This is a genomic window from Lachnoclostridium phytofermentans, assembly GCF_000733755.1.
Taxonomy (GTDB): domain Bacteria; phylum Bacillota; class Clostridia; order Lachnospirales; family Lachnospiraceae; genus Lachnoclostridium; species Lachnoclostridium phytofermentans_A.
In genome coordinates this window covers 567,343-582,980 of the sequence record NZ_JPOF01000007.1, presented here as the reverse complement: position 1 = coordinate 582,980, position 15,638 = coordinate 567,343, and the positions used below count along the sequence as shown (strand labels likewise).

Sequence of the window (15,638 nt, the reverse complement as noted above, 5' to 3'; positions counted from 1 at the left end):
GCCTACCCTCTACGAAACTTTTTGACAAGTTTTACAAGTTCATACCAGAATACAGCTACCACTGCAAAACCTACAGCTTTCAAAAGCAGCGTTACAGACAGCGGTGCCAGTTTCAACAATGCATTCATTGGGGAATAAAGAATGATACCCAGCATTGCAAGTGTGCCAAAGTTAACAGCCCACATTACCTTGTCTTTAGCAAGTCGTGCAACCGATTTAAATGCGAAATCATTATCTGAACTATTAACCTGAACAAGGAATAGATTTGAAATGATAATAATTGATAGTCCCATTGCACGAGCTGATGGAGCATTGTCAAAATTACCGTTAAGTGTAGTATAATAAGTTCCAAAGGAAGCAGCAAAGATAATTAGTCCCTGAATAATGCTCTTTGTAAATATTTTTGCATTTAAAAGCTTTTCTTTTGGATTGCGTGGCTTACGATCCATAATATCAGTTTCGGCAGGCTGACGTTCCAAAACGATCGAGCATGTTGGGTCTATAATTAGTTCCAGTAATACAACATGAAGTGGTAATAGTAAAATGGCTGTAGGTGTTATGCCAAGAAATGGTGCTAACAAAGATGCAAACGCAATCGGAATATGAATGGTGAAAACGTATCCAACTGCCTTACGAATATTATCGTAAATTCTTCTACCATCTTTCACTGTATCTACAATAGTTGTGAAGTTATCATCCATTAGAATTAAATCAGCAGCTTCTCTTGACACCTCGCTACCACGTTTGCCCATTGCAATGCCTATGTCCGCATATTTTAGTGCTGGAGCATCATTTACGCCGTCACCTGTCATTGCAACGATTTCTCCATTCTCTTTAAATGCTTTCACAATACGCATTTTATGTTCAGGAACAACACGAGAGAATATACTTACATCCTTAACTTTTTCTCGAAGCTCCTCGTCACTCATTTCATTTATCATATCGCCAGTTATTATATGATCACTGTTTGGCATACCAATTTTTTTTGCAATGGATGATGCGGTTATTCCATTGTCACCTGTAATCATTACTACACGAATACCCGCTTTTTTACAAACAGCAATATCATTTTTTACGCTCTCCCTCGGAGGATCGGCAAGACCAATCAATCCAAGAAGCGTCAGCGAACAATCTGTGATTTTTTCTGGAATGTTTGTTTCGGTCGCTGGCTTCATGGTAGCTACTGCGATAACACGTAGTCCTTCCTTAGACATTTCAGTAATTTTCTGCTCAGTAAACTCCCGGTCCTTACCTGACATATTGCAGACATTCAAAATTCGCTCTGGTGATCCCTTTGCTGCAATGATGATTTCACCATTTCTGCGCCATACATGCCCCATCATTTTCAGTTCATTCGTAAAGGCATACTCTGTAATAAGTTCTCCGCCAAATAAATGCTCCTTAGATATACCATGTTCATCACAATACATAAGCATTGCTTTTTCCATGGGATCATAAGCATCCGTTTCGCAACCAAGTCCCATAGTTTCTATAAGGGTATGAGTATCATCGTTCAGTGCCCACGCATTCTGCACCGTCATCTGATTCATGGTAATTGTCCCTGTCTTATCAACGCACAATACCGACACTGCACCTAATGTCTCAACCGATGGAAGTTTGCGAACAAGTGAATGTTTTTTTGCCAAACGCCAAGCTCCCATTGACAGGAACACAGTTAAAATAACAGGAAACTCTTCGGGTATCATCGCCATCGCAAGAGTAATGCCCGATAGAATACTTTCAATCATTCTATCCCCAAAACTGTGATCAGGAATATTAAAATAGGTAACCACACCAACAAGTGCAAACAGTACAGCAGCTATTCCTGCACAAACCTTTACCAGACTGCCTGTTTGCTTCTGGAGAGGGGTATCTTCATTTGGTGCTGTGGCTACATTAGCACCGATTTTACCGTATTCAGTCGTTGCACCGATTTTTTCAACTAATACAGTTGCTGTTCCTTGTGTTACCAACGTTCCCGCATAACAATAATCTTTACGCCAATAATCATTTGTGGGTTCTGCGTTTTCTGTGTTTATCTTCCAGACTCCCTCTGCCTCACCTGTAAGTGAAGACTCATCGACACAAAGGTCATTGCATTTTACTACAATACCATCAGCTGGGATTTTCACCCCCTCATAAATCATCATCAAATCGCTAGGTACAAGGTCAGAACTTGCGATAACAGTTTCTTTTCCATCACGGATAACCGTGACATGTGGAGCGGATAAATCTTTTAACGCATTTAAAGTTTTATCTGTTTTCCATTCTTGAATCACATCAATACTGATAATACCTATAACAAAAATTAGCATGATAGCACCATCCCTTGGCTCACCAAGGATAAAATAAATAACTGCAGCAACAATCAACAGTAAAAACATAGGCTCACAAATGATGTGAAAGACCTTCTTAATGAAGCTTTCTTTCTCTTGTGGTGCCAATTCGTTTTTACCATATCTGTCCTGCAGTTTCTTAGCTTCGGCGGAGCTTAGTCCCGCCATGTTTTGTTTGTAGTCTGTCATAAAAGTTACCTCCGTTTAGCCTATTTGGCATTCGATTGATAGCTCTATGGCACTCCATTCAAGTTCATATTGTTCCTTTGGGTATAAAAAAAACACCTATGGAACATACTACTGTCCCACAGATGTGTATATAATCACAATCTGCTGCCACACTTGGTGGCCCAGCCCCATGACCTTAAAATGTAAGGTTCATCGCCTGCTCAGTTTGTACTGTTGATCTCGCATTTCATATCAGAAATGTAATGCAGCGCAAAGAGTTAGTAATACGATAACACAACATCCATTAATTGTCAAGTGGATATATTTTTTAGTTTACTATGAATGTGGATATATTTTTTAATTTACATATGGATGGCTTGATTTTTTAGTTTAGTAAATACAAGTAAATATAATCGAAAATAACCATGTAAGAGTTGAATTCTCCTGCGCGGTTGTTTTCAATTGCTTTCTATTTTGAAAAATACAAATGTAACCATGCCATAAGCCCCTACGCCCATTCACTTCTCTACACCTTTAGTCTTGACTAAAGGCTGTGGCCTTTCACGCATATTTTCTCGAATTCAAAGTCCCTATTAACCCCCTCTAAGGCACGTTAAGAATATTTTCCTAAAACTGGAACAAAAGAAATCCACTCTGTTCTATGATAGTTCAAATAAAATTTTAAAAATAGAGTAGAGAAATAATAGCTTGCCCCTTCAAGGTACTCCAAATAAATGCGCTTTACAACTTCTGCTTCAACCGGATCAATTACAAGTCGCTTATTTCCATCCTTGGTATACTCTAAGAAACGATTGTGATTGATCTGTATTTCACCCTGTTTATACCGGTATTGTACACCCAGCTTCACATTCTGACTTAGTGACTGACTCTCCTGTTGAGCAAGGAATTCCATGATGATAAGCATAACCTCTCCCTTGGAGTCCATGCTATTGATATTTTCCTTTTCAAAAAATACGGGAATATTCTTATCTTTCAACTGTCGTATGTATTTAAGGCAATCCAACGTGTTCCTAGCAAAACGACTTACACCCCAAGTCGTAACATTTCGACTAAACCATCTGATATCATCTGATTATTCTCTATATCCTTTATCATCTGATTAATATTGTATTCAACTTTTTCAATGCTACAAGACACCGCTTCCTTTTCTATCGTGACAATCACATAGGTGCATCTACTATCTCCGTGCTTCGGTTTACCAGCTGAACCAGCATTAATAAAATATTCCCCATTAATATTTCTGAAATATGGTATATGTGTATGTCCGCAGATTATGATATCCTCTGATATTTTTTCAGACAATTGGGCAAGATAGTCTTCATTTTCATAGAGATATGGCAATAGTCTTATCAATTTCAATACCTGCTTCTCTTACATTCATGCGGAGCTTTTCAAGTTTTTCTTTAACTCCTAAAAACTCAGAAACACGATTTAAGGCTTCATTTCCCTTTGCCTTGACTTCTGTAACAATAGATGTAGCTTTTTTCTTAAATTCCTTCTTTACTTCGAACAACTGCTCTTTCATGCTATTGCATAAAGCTTCCATACGTTTTGATGCTTTTGCTAATTGTGCCTTGATAGATTTCATCATCTGTTGTTCCTGCAAATCAGCAAGTTGCTTTTTCACATCATTTAATTCTGCTACAACCTGATTCAGCTTTTTCTCAAGTCCATCAACATATGTTGCCGATTCAAAGATATAATTTGCTTTATGCATCATCTGATTTTCTTTCAAAAGCCTAATTAGCTCCATTACAATCTCATCTTGCGTCAATGCAGTATTCATTTTTTCCATATAACTTTCCTCCATTCTATATAAGGCGATGCTTTCGCACCGCCTAAATCATAAGTATCTATTAGCGAAATGGTGTCTCTCTATCCGGTTGTCCAACACTCACTACCACCTTGTCTTGTGCCTGTATCTGCGTCACAGATTCCATCTTTTCCTTCGCCTCCTGATATGAAGATATTAATTCACCATATAATTTCTCACGAAATTCCTTTGTTACTGGATAACAAACATCCTGATATACCGCCTTCTGATTTTCGTCCACCTGTTTTGTACGATAGGATGGCATTGCAACAAATAAACTCTCTTCTTTTCCTTGAAGAATGGACACATTGTTTACAATAAAGCAATTCTCAAAAGTGCTAGTCCTCCAATATTACTTCCTTCTCTTTCAAAGGGAGTTACTGAAACGGAAAAACTAGGCATCTCTGTTCCCTCCTGACTTTTTACCTCTTCAATTTTATCTGCACACTTTGCCTTCTCGAAAGCCTCTAAGATATTGTCATAAAGTTCCTCACAAAATTCTTTTGTAATTGGATTACATACATCCTTATATACATTCGCACCCTTTTCATCTTTATCACTGGATTTGTAGCGTGGCATTGACACAAAAAGCTTACCCTCATTACTTTCCAAAATTGCAATATTGGTTATTTTAAAGTCATTTCCAAAGGTTAATGTTGCAAAACCTCTTAGGTGAGATGCATTCTCACCTTGTTGCCTTTCATTTCCCTTAATTTCATTTGTTCTGATTGAATACTTCATAAAATCCTCTCTTTCTGTATGCTTCTGGCATACATAAAAATATATTTTTATTAAAAAGGGACTGCCAAAATGACAATCCCAACTACAATAAACATTCCTGCTATAATCATTTATTTGCCTAATATAATCACTAAAACATGATAGAGCATGACTACCTCCTCATATTATCCAGTCCGTTTAAGTAGTCATTTCCTCGCTCTGCCACATTACTGTCTGGAACATCATTATCCTTAACTTCTACGCCATTCAAATCAACGTCTTCTACCTTGCTGTTTTCAAGATCCAGCTCTGCATTTAACGCAAACTGCCTTGCCAGTTTCTCTTTAAGCTCTGTTTCGTACGAAAATGGCTTTTCATACTCCTGCTTTGACTGTTCCATGTCCCGTTGGTACTGATCTATCTTCTTAATCAGAAATTCTTCATTTTCAGATAACCCATTAAATGTGTTTTCAAGCTTGACCATATTACCAACAGGGCTCGTACTAAGTTCTGCTTTGTACTCAGTCTTACCACGAAGAACCATATAATTTACTCCCATATAATTCTTCTCTACAAGCAAATCAAACCCTTTGAATCTGCCAATTGGATAAATATCACCTGTCTTGAATTTACTGATAGCTTCCAGCATAACCGTTCCTCCATCCACTCGTTCTGTAAATTGTGATTTACCAATGGTTATACTAAACTCTGGACTTGCAATTAACTGTTTGTCTCTAGTCATAATTCGTACAACAATTCCGAATCCGAATCGTTTGTAAAGGTATACTAATTCTTCCCCCAGATTACATAAAGTAATTATTCCATTTCCAATCAAGAGCCACTGAGCTGCAATCCAACATCCTTGTACCCAATTAAATCTCTTTTCAAATTTTCGTGAAAGAGTCTTGCTCATAGGCATTACACTTCTTTAGCACAAACAATCTATTTTTATCGGTTATTTCCCCAATAGATAAGTGCCATCATTCCAGGACCTGTATGTGCACCAATAACCGGGCCTATATCAACCATATAGATTTCCGCCTCAGGATAATGCTCTGTAATTTGTTCACATAATAGTTTCCCATTCTCAGGACAATCTCCATGTCCAACAATAACCAGTTTTCCTAGCTCTGGCATCCATCCCTTCTCCATATGTTTCAGTTTTACTTTCATCGCCTGCTTGTTCCCACGAGGTTTTTCCATTACTTGCAATTTACCCTCATCATCAACATGCAATAATGGCTTTATCTTTAAAACCGTTCCTGCAATCGCTTCTGCCGCAGATACTCTTCCACCATGAAGTATATGCTGAAATGTATCCACCGTAAACCAATGGCACACATCTAAACAATGTTCGGTTACCCATTGTGCTAGATCTTCCAGCTTCATTCCTTCTGCCTGCTTCTTGGTAGCTTCTCTAACAAGAAAACCTTCACCCACTGATGCACATCGAGTATCAATGCAAAGTATTTTTCTCGTAGGATATGCTTCTTCCAATTCCCTGGCACACAAACTCGCTGAACTGACTGTGCCTGACATGCCTGATGAAAAACCTAAATACAAAATGTTCTTCCCCTTTTGCAAATATGGTTCGAAAGCTTCCTTATATTTATCTGGTCGAATTTGTGTTGTGCTTGCAAACATCCCTTCTCTCTGCATCGCATAAAACTGTTCTACTGTAAGATTTCCTGTTGTTCCATAAACATAAGTTTTATTGCCAATATTAATTTCCATTGGAACAATCTCAATATGTTGCAGTCCTACAAGCATCTCTTCACTAATATCTGCCGTAGCATCTGTGAATATTTGATAATCCATATCAATTCCTTTCCTACTAATTAGCTTTCACAGGAATGGCTGTCTTCCCACAGTCTATCCGCTGTTGGTTTCCAGTTTTCTGCATAAGCATTACATTTATCACATAAATGATCTACACTTTCCGGCTCCTGATAGTCAGTATTTACTGCTCCGGTATCCTTTACTAGTTTTCTTAAGACTTCCGGATTTTCCAGCATCGGGCAGGGACGTAACTGATTGTCATTAAATGGCTGGTTATCATGATATGCCTGAAAAATAGGACTCTTTAAAATATTAATTATTGATGTGTCATGAACATTTGCATTAGAATAGTGGATAAATACACATGGCTCAGCATCTCCTTTTGCATTTATGTGGAAGTAACTGCGTCCTCCTGCGATGCAACCTCCTACAAACTCAGCATCATTCTGGAAGTCCATTCCGAAAATCGGTTTTATTTCTCTAAAATGACGAATTCTATGATACATTTCCTCTCTCTGCTCTGGTGTCGGCATAAGCTCAGTAACTGCTGAATTCCCAACAGGCATATAATGGAAGAACCATGCAAATAATGCTCCGTTTTCTATCATCAGATTATAAAATGCTTCACTGCTTACATCTTCAAAGTTTTTGCTAGTATAGCAGGTTGAAATACCGAAAGGTAGCTTATTTTCCTTTAACAATCTCATGGCATTTATAACTTTCTGATATACACCATCACCTCTTCGCCCATCATTGGCATCTTCAAAGCCTTCTAGACTGATAGCCGGAACAAAATTTTTTACTCTAAGCATTTCCTGACAAAATTCTTCATCAATCAATGTTCCGTTCGTAAATGATAAAAACTCACAATCGGTATGTTTCTCACACAATCTGATTAAGTCCTTTTTGCGTACTAATGGTTCACCACCCGTATATATGTACATATATGTGCCTAACTCCTTACCTTGCTTAACAATAGAATCAAGTGTATCAAAATCAAGCTCTAACTGATGTCCATATTCTGCTGCCCAACAGCCCGTACAGTGAAGATTACAAGCAGAGGTCGGGTCCATTAAAATAGCCCAAGGTACATTGCAATTGTTCTTCTCAGCAATTTCCTTCTGAATCGCACTGCCTTTCAGTGCCGAGTTGAAAATAAAATTCTCAAAAAAAACTTTTCTAACTCCAGGATCCAAATCATAAATACGCAATACAAGCTCATACCAATTTCCCTTTTCTTCTAAAATCCTGCGTATCGTTTTTCTTGCACCTCCGTACCAATCATCTGGGCAGACCTTATCCACCATATCCATAAGCTTAGGTGCATTCTTTTCTGGGTCCTTCTCCAGATAACCAAGTGCCTTTTTAATTGCAAACTCCTGCATAATTTCTTTAGTTTTCTTCTCAGCCATACCTTTTCTTCTCCTTATGAAATTTTTATTAGCATTTACAATATGCTTATGCACTAATTATAGAAATTCATTTACGAAATACAACGGACACAACACAGAAAATGTCTTAAATCTTGACACTCAAAAAAATTGTCACATTTTTGGACAGAATCAACTTTTTGTCCATTGTACAAATATCTAAGTCTAACTATGATTAAACCGTGTAAGATATGTTTTCTGCTTACTTGAAATTTCAGTAAATACGTAAAGGAAGGTAGCTTATGGAAAATAACCTTAACCGTAGGTTAATAGAAACAACTATTAGAAAAACTTTAAAACAGATACAAGATGATCCTGAAAGAAGTACTCGCAATTTAGTGGACATGGCACTTAATTTTTCAGAAGGAAAATTTCAACAACAATTTTTTGAAACCACACAGGAAATGCTAAAAAACGAACATAGTTCCTACTATAAACTAGTTCCTGATATTGTATCTACAATTGATACGGAACGACTTGTTACCTTCGGAATGAACCTTGGCTACAACAGTTGTACGAAAGGAGCCAAAAGAATTCGGGCAATCGAAGAAAAAGAACAATTCAATATTCCATGGTCAATCTCTCTAGAAATCAGTGGTCTGGCTTATTTGGAAAGAAATAAAGCGTATCACTCCCTTATTGAGCAGGGACAAGAACTTGGAATTTACACCTGGATGATTTATTCTCTTGATGGGACACCACATATTTTAGAACTTGCAGAGAAATTTTCTGAATGTGCCTTTATCATCTTCTGCTCTCCCAAAGAAATTACAAATATTCTATTAGATGAAGCCAGTAAAGTGAACAATCTGATGCTTGCAGTGGAATATACGGATGGAATTGAAGATGCTTGTATCTTATTACGTACAAGAAAATTTTTATACTCAATTTTCTATCCTTATCAAGAATGTGATGTGAATAAAATATTTAATGGTGATTTTTTAACTGATGCTGAAATTCTGCACCCTGTGTTTACTGCTTTGTTTGCATTTCCATCTTGTCCGCCGGAAATACAAGTAAGTGTTTATCAATATATACTGCAAACACGAGCTCAACAGATTTATCGAACAATTCCGTTTGATATTATTTATGATAGTTATTTTATTGATGGTATCATATCCGAGGAGGCATGTTCGATTGGCTTTAGCAAAGAAGGAAAACTCAGTCAAATTTATGACTCAAATAAGTATGAAAATTTCAATTGCTTTAAGCATCCGCTCATTGAAATACTAAAACAAGTTTCTCTAAAACCCAAAGCCTAAGTTTCTAATATAAGTATTTAATGAATGATAACAAAAAGTGAAGGAATCGACTATTCTGTTCCTTCACTTTATTAATATGTATTATTCTATAACAAATCCAAAAAGTAAATTAAGGCTCCAATTCACTATATCTGACTGCCAGATATTGAATACAAATCTTAATCTGTGCTAAAAATTCTGAAGGCAACATAGAAGTGTACTCTAAAATCCACCTTTGAAAAGCCATAACAAATGCATCCGTAAAAAAATTAATTTGAAACTCTTGTGTTATCTCAATATTTAAAATATCGTGAAGGCGACTGCCAATTACGGAAAGTAACAATTCCCTAAAATGGTCGGAGAATGAATTTTGTCCTTTTATGCACAACACTTTGCGATAAAAATCTCGATTATCATAAAAAAGCCGACTTATATCTGCAAGTAAATCCCAGCCGGTTTCATATCTTTTTTTATTTGTAGCTGCAATAAACTCTGTATCAAAAATCCAATTCACTAAATCATACTTATCTTTGAAATGATAGTAAAAACTCTTGCGATTCATTTCACACTTTTCGCAAATATCTCCAACACTTATTTTTTCAAATGCTTTTTCTCCAATCAACTCCTTTAACGCTGCAGCAAGCGCTCTTTTCGTTATGTTCGAATCTGCCACATTCGTTTCCTCCTTCGCAAAATATCCTTACCAAAAATATAAATAAGACAAAACTTAACCATTTATACGAATAAATTTCGCCTCTTAAGATGGATACAGGAATTATCTCATCACGCTGACTTCAACCGCACATTATATCTGTAAATTTTAACATAAATAAACAGCTTCTTCAAGAATTCCAGCGACCTCTTTTGGGACACTTTCGACTGTTTGTCCAAAAAAGTAACACTTTTGTAAAAAAGTAAAAATTTGCGACAAACTATAAACTTGGTCTAATGAAATGTCTAAATATATCTTATATAATCATAATTACAGTAATTGAATTTAAAATGGTGGTTAGCTAAAAGACCACGGCTTTGATTAAGGAAAAATAATGAATTCAAAAAAAACCGGCAAATATTTATCCTTTATTAAATTTCTTCCCATAGTGCTATGTATCATTTTTATAATTTGTTACATTTTCTTTGGGAAAACACTTACTGTGGAATCAATATTAAAATACACTCCACAGAACCCTTATTTTGCTGCGTGTATTTTACTTCTTTTGTATGCGATAAAAAGTTTGTCAATTTTTTTTCCGCTTATTATCTTAAAAATTGCTGGCGGACATCTTTTCCCAACCGGAATAGCTCTTCTTGTTAATATTGCAGGAATGCTTATTTGTTACACTGTTTCTTTTTGGATCGGATATTTTTCCGGCACTATTACTGTTGATAAACTAACAAAAAAATATCCTAAACTTTCTCATATTATAGAACTGCAACATAATAATTCATTTTTTGTATGTTTCTTCCTAAGAATCATCAGCTTCCTTCCAATGGATGTGGTCAGTTTGTATCTTGGTGCAACAAAGATACCTTTTTCACGTTATATATTCGCCAGCATTCTTGGATCACTTCCAAACACCATACTTTCCACACTGCTCGGGGCAAGTATAACAAAGCCTGATTCTCCTATGTTTTGGGTCTCAATTTTGTTGATGATTCTTTATGCAGGCTTTTCTTTACTTGCGAATTACTTATATAAACACAAATCTGAAAAAGGAAGCAAATAATATTTAAAAATGATTTTAGCCAAAAAAGATTGCATCACTTATGCAAGACATTAATGTCTAAAATGGAGTTATCAAGGCTAATAGAAAGCAGGAAAAAACGTAGTTTTGTATCCAAATGGATCATAGGAATTTTTACCATTTATATATTAATTTATTTAGCTTTGGGACATATGAACATTATTGCAAATGCAATCTCTTCTTGGTTAGTAGATTTTATATTTCCTTTATTATAAGGAGTAGTATTATCTCTCATTTTTAATGTTCCCATGCGTCCTATAGAGAAACATTTATTTACCAAAAATTCTAATAAATATTTTAAAAAACTACGTCATCCTATTGCTATTGTTCTATCACCCCTATGATTGGTTCTTTGGTTGGTGTAACAGCTCTACTTCCCATTGTAGGTGCATATATTTGTGCTATTGTTTTTGCCTTTATGATACTTACAGTTAATCCCTTCAAAGCCTTTGTTTTTATCATATTTCTACTAATATTGCAACAAGTAGAAGGGAATATGATTTATTCCAGAGTCGTTGGTTCTAAAATTAATCTTCCTGCCATATGGGTACTTGCATCAATTACTATTGGTGGTAATCTTGCTAGTCCCATAGGAATGTTATTAGCTGCTTCTGCTTATGCTTTATTACATGAGGCTACAAATAATAAACCCAGTTTACAAAATCATAATTATCTTTAAAGCGGTAGTAAAAGCTCTGCTGATTCATATTGCAACGTTCAACATTATTGACAATCTTGATTTTTTCCATCGGGTACTTAGCCATAAGTTCCTTCATAGATGCAAATAATGCGTTTTTGGTTAGCTGTGAATCTTGCATATAGGCTCCTCCTTCTGTATTCCTAATTGGACTACTTTCATCTTCATACTCACTTAAAGGTATATATCCAGCTTAACTCCAAGTCAGTTTCTCCAGTGCAAGATGGCTGCGATACCAGTCATCCTTTTGCAACAGCATTTCCGGAGAACCTGTATTTTTTACTCTGCCATTTTCTAAAATAACAACCATATCGCTGGCAATCATAGAGGATAAACGGTGAGAAATCGACAGTATTGTGTGTGCTCGGCTTGCCTTTTGCAGTACTGTAACTATCTTTTCCTCAGTGATTGAATCTAGATTTGCCGTAATTTCATCCAATAGTAAAATTGGAGGATCTGTCACAATTGCTCTTGCAATCGCAAGAAGTTGCATTTGTCCTTGTGAAAAAAGAGTGTCATTGATTACTTGTGTATCAAAGCCCTTCTCTAAAGATGCTATATAATCCGTCATTCCCACAAATTCCAGTGCATGTTCAATTTGCTCTCTTGTGATACTCTCGTCTTGTAGACTGATTTGCTCCGCAACTGTGCCTTTTATCAAATGAAAGCTCTGATCTACATAACCAAATATCTTACGTTTTTCATTATTCGGTATGTTGTAAACATCAATTCCATTGATTGTAATATTGCCTTCAGAAGGTTTCAGTAATCCCATGATAAGTTTAAATAATGTGGATTTTCCAACGCCTGTTCTACCGACAAATGTAACCTTTTCCTGTGGTTTTATTATAAGGTTGATATTTTGCAAAACATCTGTTCCTTCCTCATAATGAAATGTTAAGTCGTGAAATGAAAGTCTTACTTCTTCACGGATTGGTATAATATTTTCTGCTTGTAATTCCTTAATCGTATTAGTGTCTTCTGTCTCACTGTAAAAGTTGTTCACTCGATGAATACCGGATATTGCCTGCTGAATGTTTTGAAGCTCCATTCCCAGATTTTCAATTGGTGCAAACAAGTTTGAAATCAGATCAATGGATGCTGCAACCATACCCAGGGATATCCCCAAATAATTAAGTTGCTTCGATGATAGAATAACAATTATGGCAATTACAACAGCACGGGTAATTTGTATCATAGGAGGAAATACGGAATCATAGAAATTTACTTTTTCAACAGTTTTATAGTTATCCAGTAAATGCTCCGTATATTTCCTTTCCATGTAGTTTTCTTTGCTGAAAACCTTAATCATCTGTGCATTTTTCAAGCTTTCGGAAATATGATTGTTTACCTTGCCCACTAAAATTCGATTTTCTATCTGTGCCTTTAACATTCTTTTTTGAAAAAGCCTTGTGATCGCATAAATAATGGGAAGTAATATTATAGTGATGATTCCAAGCGTTTCACTGAACAGCCAAATAGAAAATATAATTCCTATAACCTTTAAACAGTCGATCATCATTCCCACAATACCACTCGTAAACAAAGAGTTAATCGCATCCACATCGTTAGTAAATCTTGAAACAACTACACCAGACCCATTGCTAGAGAAAAACAAGGCATATATTTTTTCAAGCTTTACCATCATTTCAACCCGGATTTCCTTTGTGATTTTTTGCCCTAAAACTGTAAGGACAGCCTCCTTCATAAAATCAAAGACGCCAATAAACAATATAACACCCATATAAGCTATTGCTAACATGAGCAGCCCGTCACTGCTTCTTGGCACAAGGTTTTGATCAAAGATTTGTTTCAAAATCTGTGGAGGAACTAAACTTGTGATGACAGTGCCGCAAACAGCAAAGATCAGTAATATACATCGACCCATATTTTTTCTAATTACTTTTATAATAGACTTTTTTACCAAACTATTTTCCATTGTCATCACCACTCTCTGTACATTGTAAATTAAATATAGTTGCATAAAGATCCGAGGTTTTCATCAGCTCATTATGCGCACCATATTCTGTCATTTTATCATTGTTCAAGAATACAACCTGGCTAATCTTGCTAAAAATAGTCAAACGATGGGAAATAAGTATAATTAAACTGTGTTTATAATTATTTTTAAGATTTTCGATAATTGTTTCTTCCGTCTTCATATCAACTGCTGAAAATGGGTCATCGATAATAATAATTTTGTTTTTGTTAAGCAAAGCTCTTGCAAGTGATATCCTCGCCTGTTGACCACCACTTAGGCGAATTCCGCTATTTCCGACTAAAGTATTTTGCCCATCCGGCATCGCTGCTAAATCAGTATCAAAGCAAACATCCTTTAGAACTGAAGTAATATCCTTCTCATTTCCCAGAGTAATATTGTTATAAATAGTGTCCGAAAACAGCTCAGACTTATGACCCAAGTAAGAAATCATCTGACTTCTTTCATATTCCGAGTAACTTGTAAGTTCTTTCCCGTCTATTTTTATACTACCTAGATACGGATATAACCCTGTCAAAGATATCCCAAGTGTAGATTTACCGGAAGCAATGGGTCCCGTTACGCCTATAATATCTCCTTGCTTTCCTTCAAAACTTATATTTTCAATGATGTTTTCCTTACTTACTGCATAACGCAAACCTAGATTTTCTACTGAAAGTTTTGTGCTATCCTTATTGATATTAGCGGCAGTATCTTTATTTTCGTATTCCTTAAGATAGGGTTTAATACGTTTCCATGATACCTGTGATTTTTGCACAGAATTAAATAATTTGGCTGCTTTACTTGCCTTATTTGCCATGGCAATAAACATGGTGATATATGTAGAAAAAATCCCTATAGTCCAACCACCATGAATAACCTTTGCTCCGCCAAAGTAGATTACCATGATGATTCCAATCATAGCTATAACATTGTAAATTGGCTGCATGGAATTCTCTAATATATTGGCTTTTATTGCTTTGTTCTGCAAATCTTCTAATTCGGCATTATACTTCGCTCTGTTTTGAGCTTCCATACCGTTTACACGGTAGAGCATGGCATTTTCAATAGAATCAAAGGTAATGCTAGCAACCTCACTGCTTTTTTTGCGAAAGTCAATGGAGTATTTGTAAATGATACTTTTCAGTTTTTCCGCAAGCATCATGGCAATCGGAATATAAAGAATAGAAAGTATCGTTATTTTTACATCATAAACTAGCAGCGAGATGATATAGGCAGTCATAAGCACACCAGTATCAAACAGCTCCGTAGTGAATTTTCGCATACCTTCCACGCACAGATCAACATCAGAAATAGCTCTGGTCATCAAGTTGCCAGTATTTTCGTTATCCAACTCAGAAATGCTTTTATGCATAATATTATTGTAAATCATAAGTCGCATCGTAGCACTGGTGCTGTTTGCAAAACGCCTTATATAAAAGCGTTTAAAGTAACGCAAAAGTTGAATAGTTCCAATAAGAACTACATAAGTACCTGTAAGTGTTACAATAGAGGACAGACTTCCTCCTCCAACGATAGAATCAATAAGCTTGCCTTGGTAAATGGGACCTAAAATAATTGAGATATTGAAAGTCAGACCAAAAATTAAAATGCATGCCACAACGAATTTTTCTTTTTTCCAATAATTAATAATTTTATCGGGGTTTTTCATAGGTTCAATCTTTAATTTTGCCACAATAAACCACCTTT

General features: G+C 35.9%; 16 protein-coding genes, 1 pseudogene and 1 riboswitch. Of the genes and pseudogenes, 3 read left to right on the top strand and 14 right to left on the bottom strand.

Annotated features, from left to right (window positions below; all coding sequences use genetic code 11):
• Positions 1-2 precede the first annotated feature (2 nt).
• The 9 genes and pseudogenes from CC92_RS0118535 to CC92_RS0118500 all read right to left on the bottom strand — a co-directional run bounded on the left by CC92_RS0118535 (position 3) and on the right by CC92_RS0118500 (position 8,249).
• A complete protein-coding gene (locus CC92_RS0118535) occupies positions 3-2,525 on the bottom strand; it encodes a cation-translocating P-type ATPase (RefSeq protein WP_031420629.1) in 2,523 nt (840 codons plus the stop codon).
• Positions 2,526-2,634: 109 nt separating this feature from the next.
• A riboswitch (NiCo riboswitch) is annotated at positions 2,635-2,739 on the bottom strand.
• Positions 2,740-3,210: 471 nt separating this feature from the next.
• Positions 3,211-3,588 (bottom strand): annotated as a pseudogene (locus tag CC92_RS0118530) (recombinase family protein); the annotation flags it as partial.
• Complete coding sequence (locus tag CC92_RS23670; protein ID WP_197035813.1) at positions 3,549-3,878, bottom strand: metallophosphoesterase family protein; 330 nt, start codon at positions 3,876-3,878, stop codon at positions 3,549-3,551. The gene CC92_RS23670 and the pseudogene CC92_RS0118530, both read right to left, overlap by 40 nt.
• On the bottom strand, positions 3,850-4,320 hold the full coding sequence (locus CC92_RS0118520; RefSeq protein WP_051926217.1) for a DUF6674 family protein: 471 nt from the start codon (positions 4,318-4,320) through the stop codon (positions 3,850-3,852). Before CC92_RS0118520 ends, CC92_RS23670 begins: the two co-directional genes overlap by 29 nt.
• Positions 4,321-4,381: 61 nt before the next feature.
• Positions 4,382-4,645: a septation protein SpoVG family protein gene (locus CC92_RS23140; RefSeq protein ID WP_242847877.1), complete on the bottom strand. Its 264-nt coding sequence runs from the start codon at positions 4,643-4,645 to the stop codon at positions 4,382-4,384.
• 5 nt (positions 4,646-4,650) lie between these two features.
• Positions 4,651-5,079 (bottom strand): SpoVG family protein, encoded by a 429-nt coding sequence (locus CC92_RS23135; RefSeq protein ID WP_242847876.1) that lies wholly within the window; start codon positions 5,077-5,079, stop codon positions 4,651-4,653.
• A 151-nt stretch (positions 5,080-5,230) separates the two neighbouring features.
• On the bottom strand, positions 5,231-5,971 hold the full coding sequence (locus CC92_RS22710; RefSeq protein ID WP_156037027.1) for a hypothetical protein: 741 nt from the start codon (positions 5,969-5,971) through the stop codon (positions 5,231-5,233).
• Positions 5,972-6,006: 35 nt separating this feature from the next.
• Complete coding sequence (locus tag CC92_RS0118505) at positions 6,007-6,876, bottom strand: DegV family protein (RefSeq protein ID WP_031420621.1); 870 nt, start codon at positions 6,874-6,876, stop codon at positions 6,007-6,009.
• A 20-nt stretch (positions 6,877-6,896) separates the two neighbouring features.
• Entirely contained in the window at positions 6,897-8,249 is a 1,353-nt protein-coding gene (locus CC92_RS0118500; protein WP_051926216.1) for a radical SAM protein, read from the bottom strand.
• 260 nt (positions 8,250-8,509) lie between these two features.
• Between CC92_RS0118500 and CC92_RS0118495 the strand changes: the two genes are divergently transcribed.
• Positions 8,510-9,529: a hypothetical protein gene (locus tag CC92_RS0118495; protein ID WP_031420618.1), complete on the top strand. Its 1,020-nt coding sequence runs from the start codon at positions 8,510-8,512 to the stop codon at positions 9,527-9,529.
• A gap of 109 nt (positions 9,530-9,638) precedes the next feature.
• On the opposite strand, the gene CC92_RS0118490 is transcribed toward CC92_RS0118495, so the two are convergent.
• On the bottom strand, positions 9,639-10,181 hold the full coding sequence (locus tag CC92_RS0118490; RefSeq protein ID WP_031420616.1) for a TetR/AcrR family transcriptional regulator C-terminal domain-containing protein: 543 nt from the start codon (positions 10,179-10,181) through the stop codon (positions 9,639-9,641).
• A 481-nt stretch (positions 10,182-10,662) separates the two neighbouring features.
• Between CC92_RS0118490 and CC92_RS0118485 the strand changes: the two genes are divergently transcribed.
• Positions 10,663-11,235, top strand: coding sequence for a TVP38/TMEM64 family protein (locus CC92_RS0118485; protein WP_197035812.1), 573 nt, complete (start codon positions 10,663-10,665; stop codon positions 11,233-11,235).
• A gap of 339 nt (positions 11,236-11,574) precedes the next feature.
• Here CC92_RS0118485 and CC92_RS23130 read toward each other — a convergent pair whose 3' ends face one another.
• Positions 11,575-11,715 (bottom strand): hypothetical protein, encoded by a 141-nt coding sequence (locus tag CC92_RS23130; RefSeq protein ID WP_242847883.1) that lies wholly within the window; start codon positions 11,713-11,715, stop codon positions 11,575-11,577.
• Here CC92_RS23130 and CC92_RS23545 point away from each other — a divergent pair.
• Positions 11,648-11,932 carry an AI-2E family transporter gene (locus CC92_RS23545; RefSeq protein ID WP_242847882.1) on the top strand — a complete coding sequence of 95 codons (285 nt, stop codon included), beginning with the start codon at positions 11,648-11,650 and terminating at the stop codon, positions 11,930-11,932. The two genes, CC92_RS23130 and CC92_RS23545, sit on opposite strands and share 68 nt — an antisense overlap.
• On the opposite strand, the gene CC92_RS0118475 is transcribed toward CC92_RS23545, so the two are convergent.
• The 3 genes from CC92_RS0118475 to CC92_RS0118465 form a co-directional block, all read right to left on the bottom strand.
• Positions 11,889-12,071, bottom strand: a complete 183-nt coding sequence (locus CC92_RS0118475; RefSeq protein ID WP_031420613.1) for a hypothetical protein — start codon at positions 12,069-12,071, stop codon at positions 11,889-11,891. The two genes, CC92_RS23545 and CC92_RS0118475, sit on opposite strands and share 44 nt — an antisense overlap.
• Positions 12,072-12,143: 72 nt before the next feature.
• Positions 12,144-13,889, bottom strand: coding sequence for an ABC transporter ATP-binding protein (locus CC92_RS0118470; protein ID WP_081870273.1), 1,746 nt, complete (start codon positions 13,887-13,889; stop codon positions 12,144-12,146).
• Positions 13,879-15,624 (bottom strand): ABC transporter ATP-binding protein, encoded by a 1,746-nt coding sequence (locus CC92_RS0118465; protein WP_031420609.1) that lies wholly within the window; start codon positions 15,622-15,624, stop codon positions 13,879-13,881. Before CC92_RS0118465 ends, CC92_RS0118470 begins: the two co-directional genes overlap by 11 nt.
• Between the last annotated feature and the right edge of the window lie 14 nt (positions 15,625-15,638).

Excerpts from the sequence above, each read along its gene's own strand:
- CC92_RS0118535 (WP_031420629.1), bottom strand. The coding sequence starts at position 2,525 with ATGACAGACTACAAACAAAACATGGCGGGACTAAGCTCCGCCGAAGCT.
- CC92_RS0118520 (WP_051926217.1), bottom strand. The coding sequence starts at position 4,320 with ATGGAAAAAATGAATACTGCATTGACGCAAGATGAGATTGTAATGGAG.
- CC92_RS23135 (WP_242847876.1), bottom strand. The coding sequence starts at position 5,079 with ATGAAGTATTCAATCAGAACAAATGAAATTAAGGGAAATGAAAGGCAA.
- CC92_RS22710 (WP_156037027.1), bottom strand. The coding sequence starts at position 5,971 with ATGAGCAAGACTCTTTCACGAAAATTTGAAAAGAGATTTAATTGGGTA.
- CC92_RS0118505 (WP_031420621.1), bottom strand. The coding sequence starts at position 6,876 with ATGGATTATCAAATATTCACAGATGCTACGGCAGATATTAGTGAAGAG.
- CC92_RS0118500 (WP_051926216.1), bottom strand. The coding sequence starts at position 8,249 with ATGGCTGAGAAGAAAACTAAAGAAATTATGCAGGAGTTTGCAATTAAA.
- CC92_RS0118495 (WP_031420618.1), top strand. The coding sequence starts at position 8,510 with ATGGAAAATAACCTTAACCGTAGGTTAATAGAAACAACTATTAGAAAA.
- CC92_RS23130 (WP_242847883.1), bottom strand. The coding sequence starts at position 11,715 with ATGATAAAAACAAAGGCTTTGAAGGGATTAACTGTAAGTATCATAAAG.
- CC92_RS0118475 (WP_031420613.1), bottom strand. The coding sequence starts at position 12,071 with ATGCAAGATTCACAGCTAACCAAAAACGCATTATTTGCATCTATGAAG.
- CC92_RS0118470 (WP_081870273.1), bottom strand. The coding sequence starts at position 13,889 with ATGGAAAATAGTTTGGTAAAAAAGTCTATTATAAAAGTAATTAGAAAA.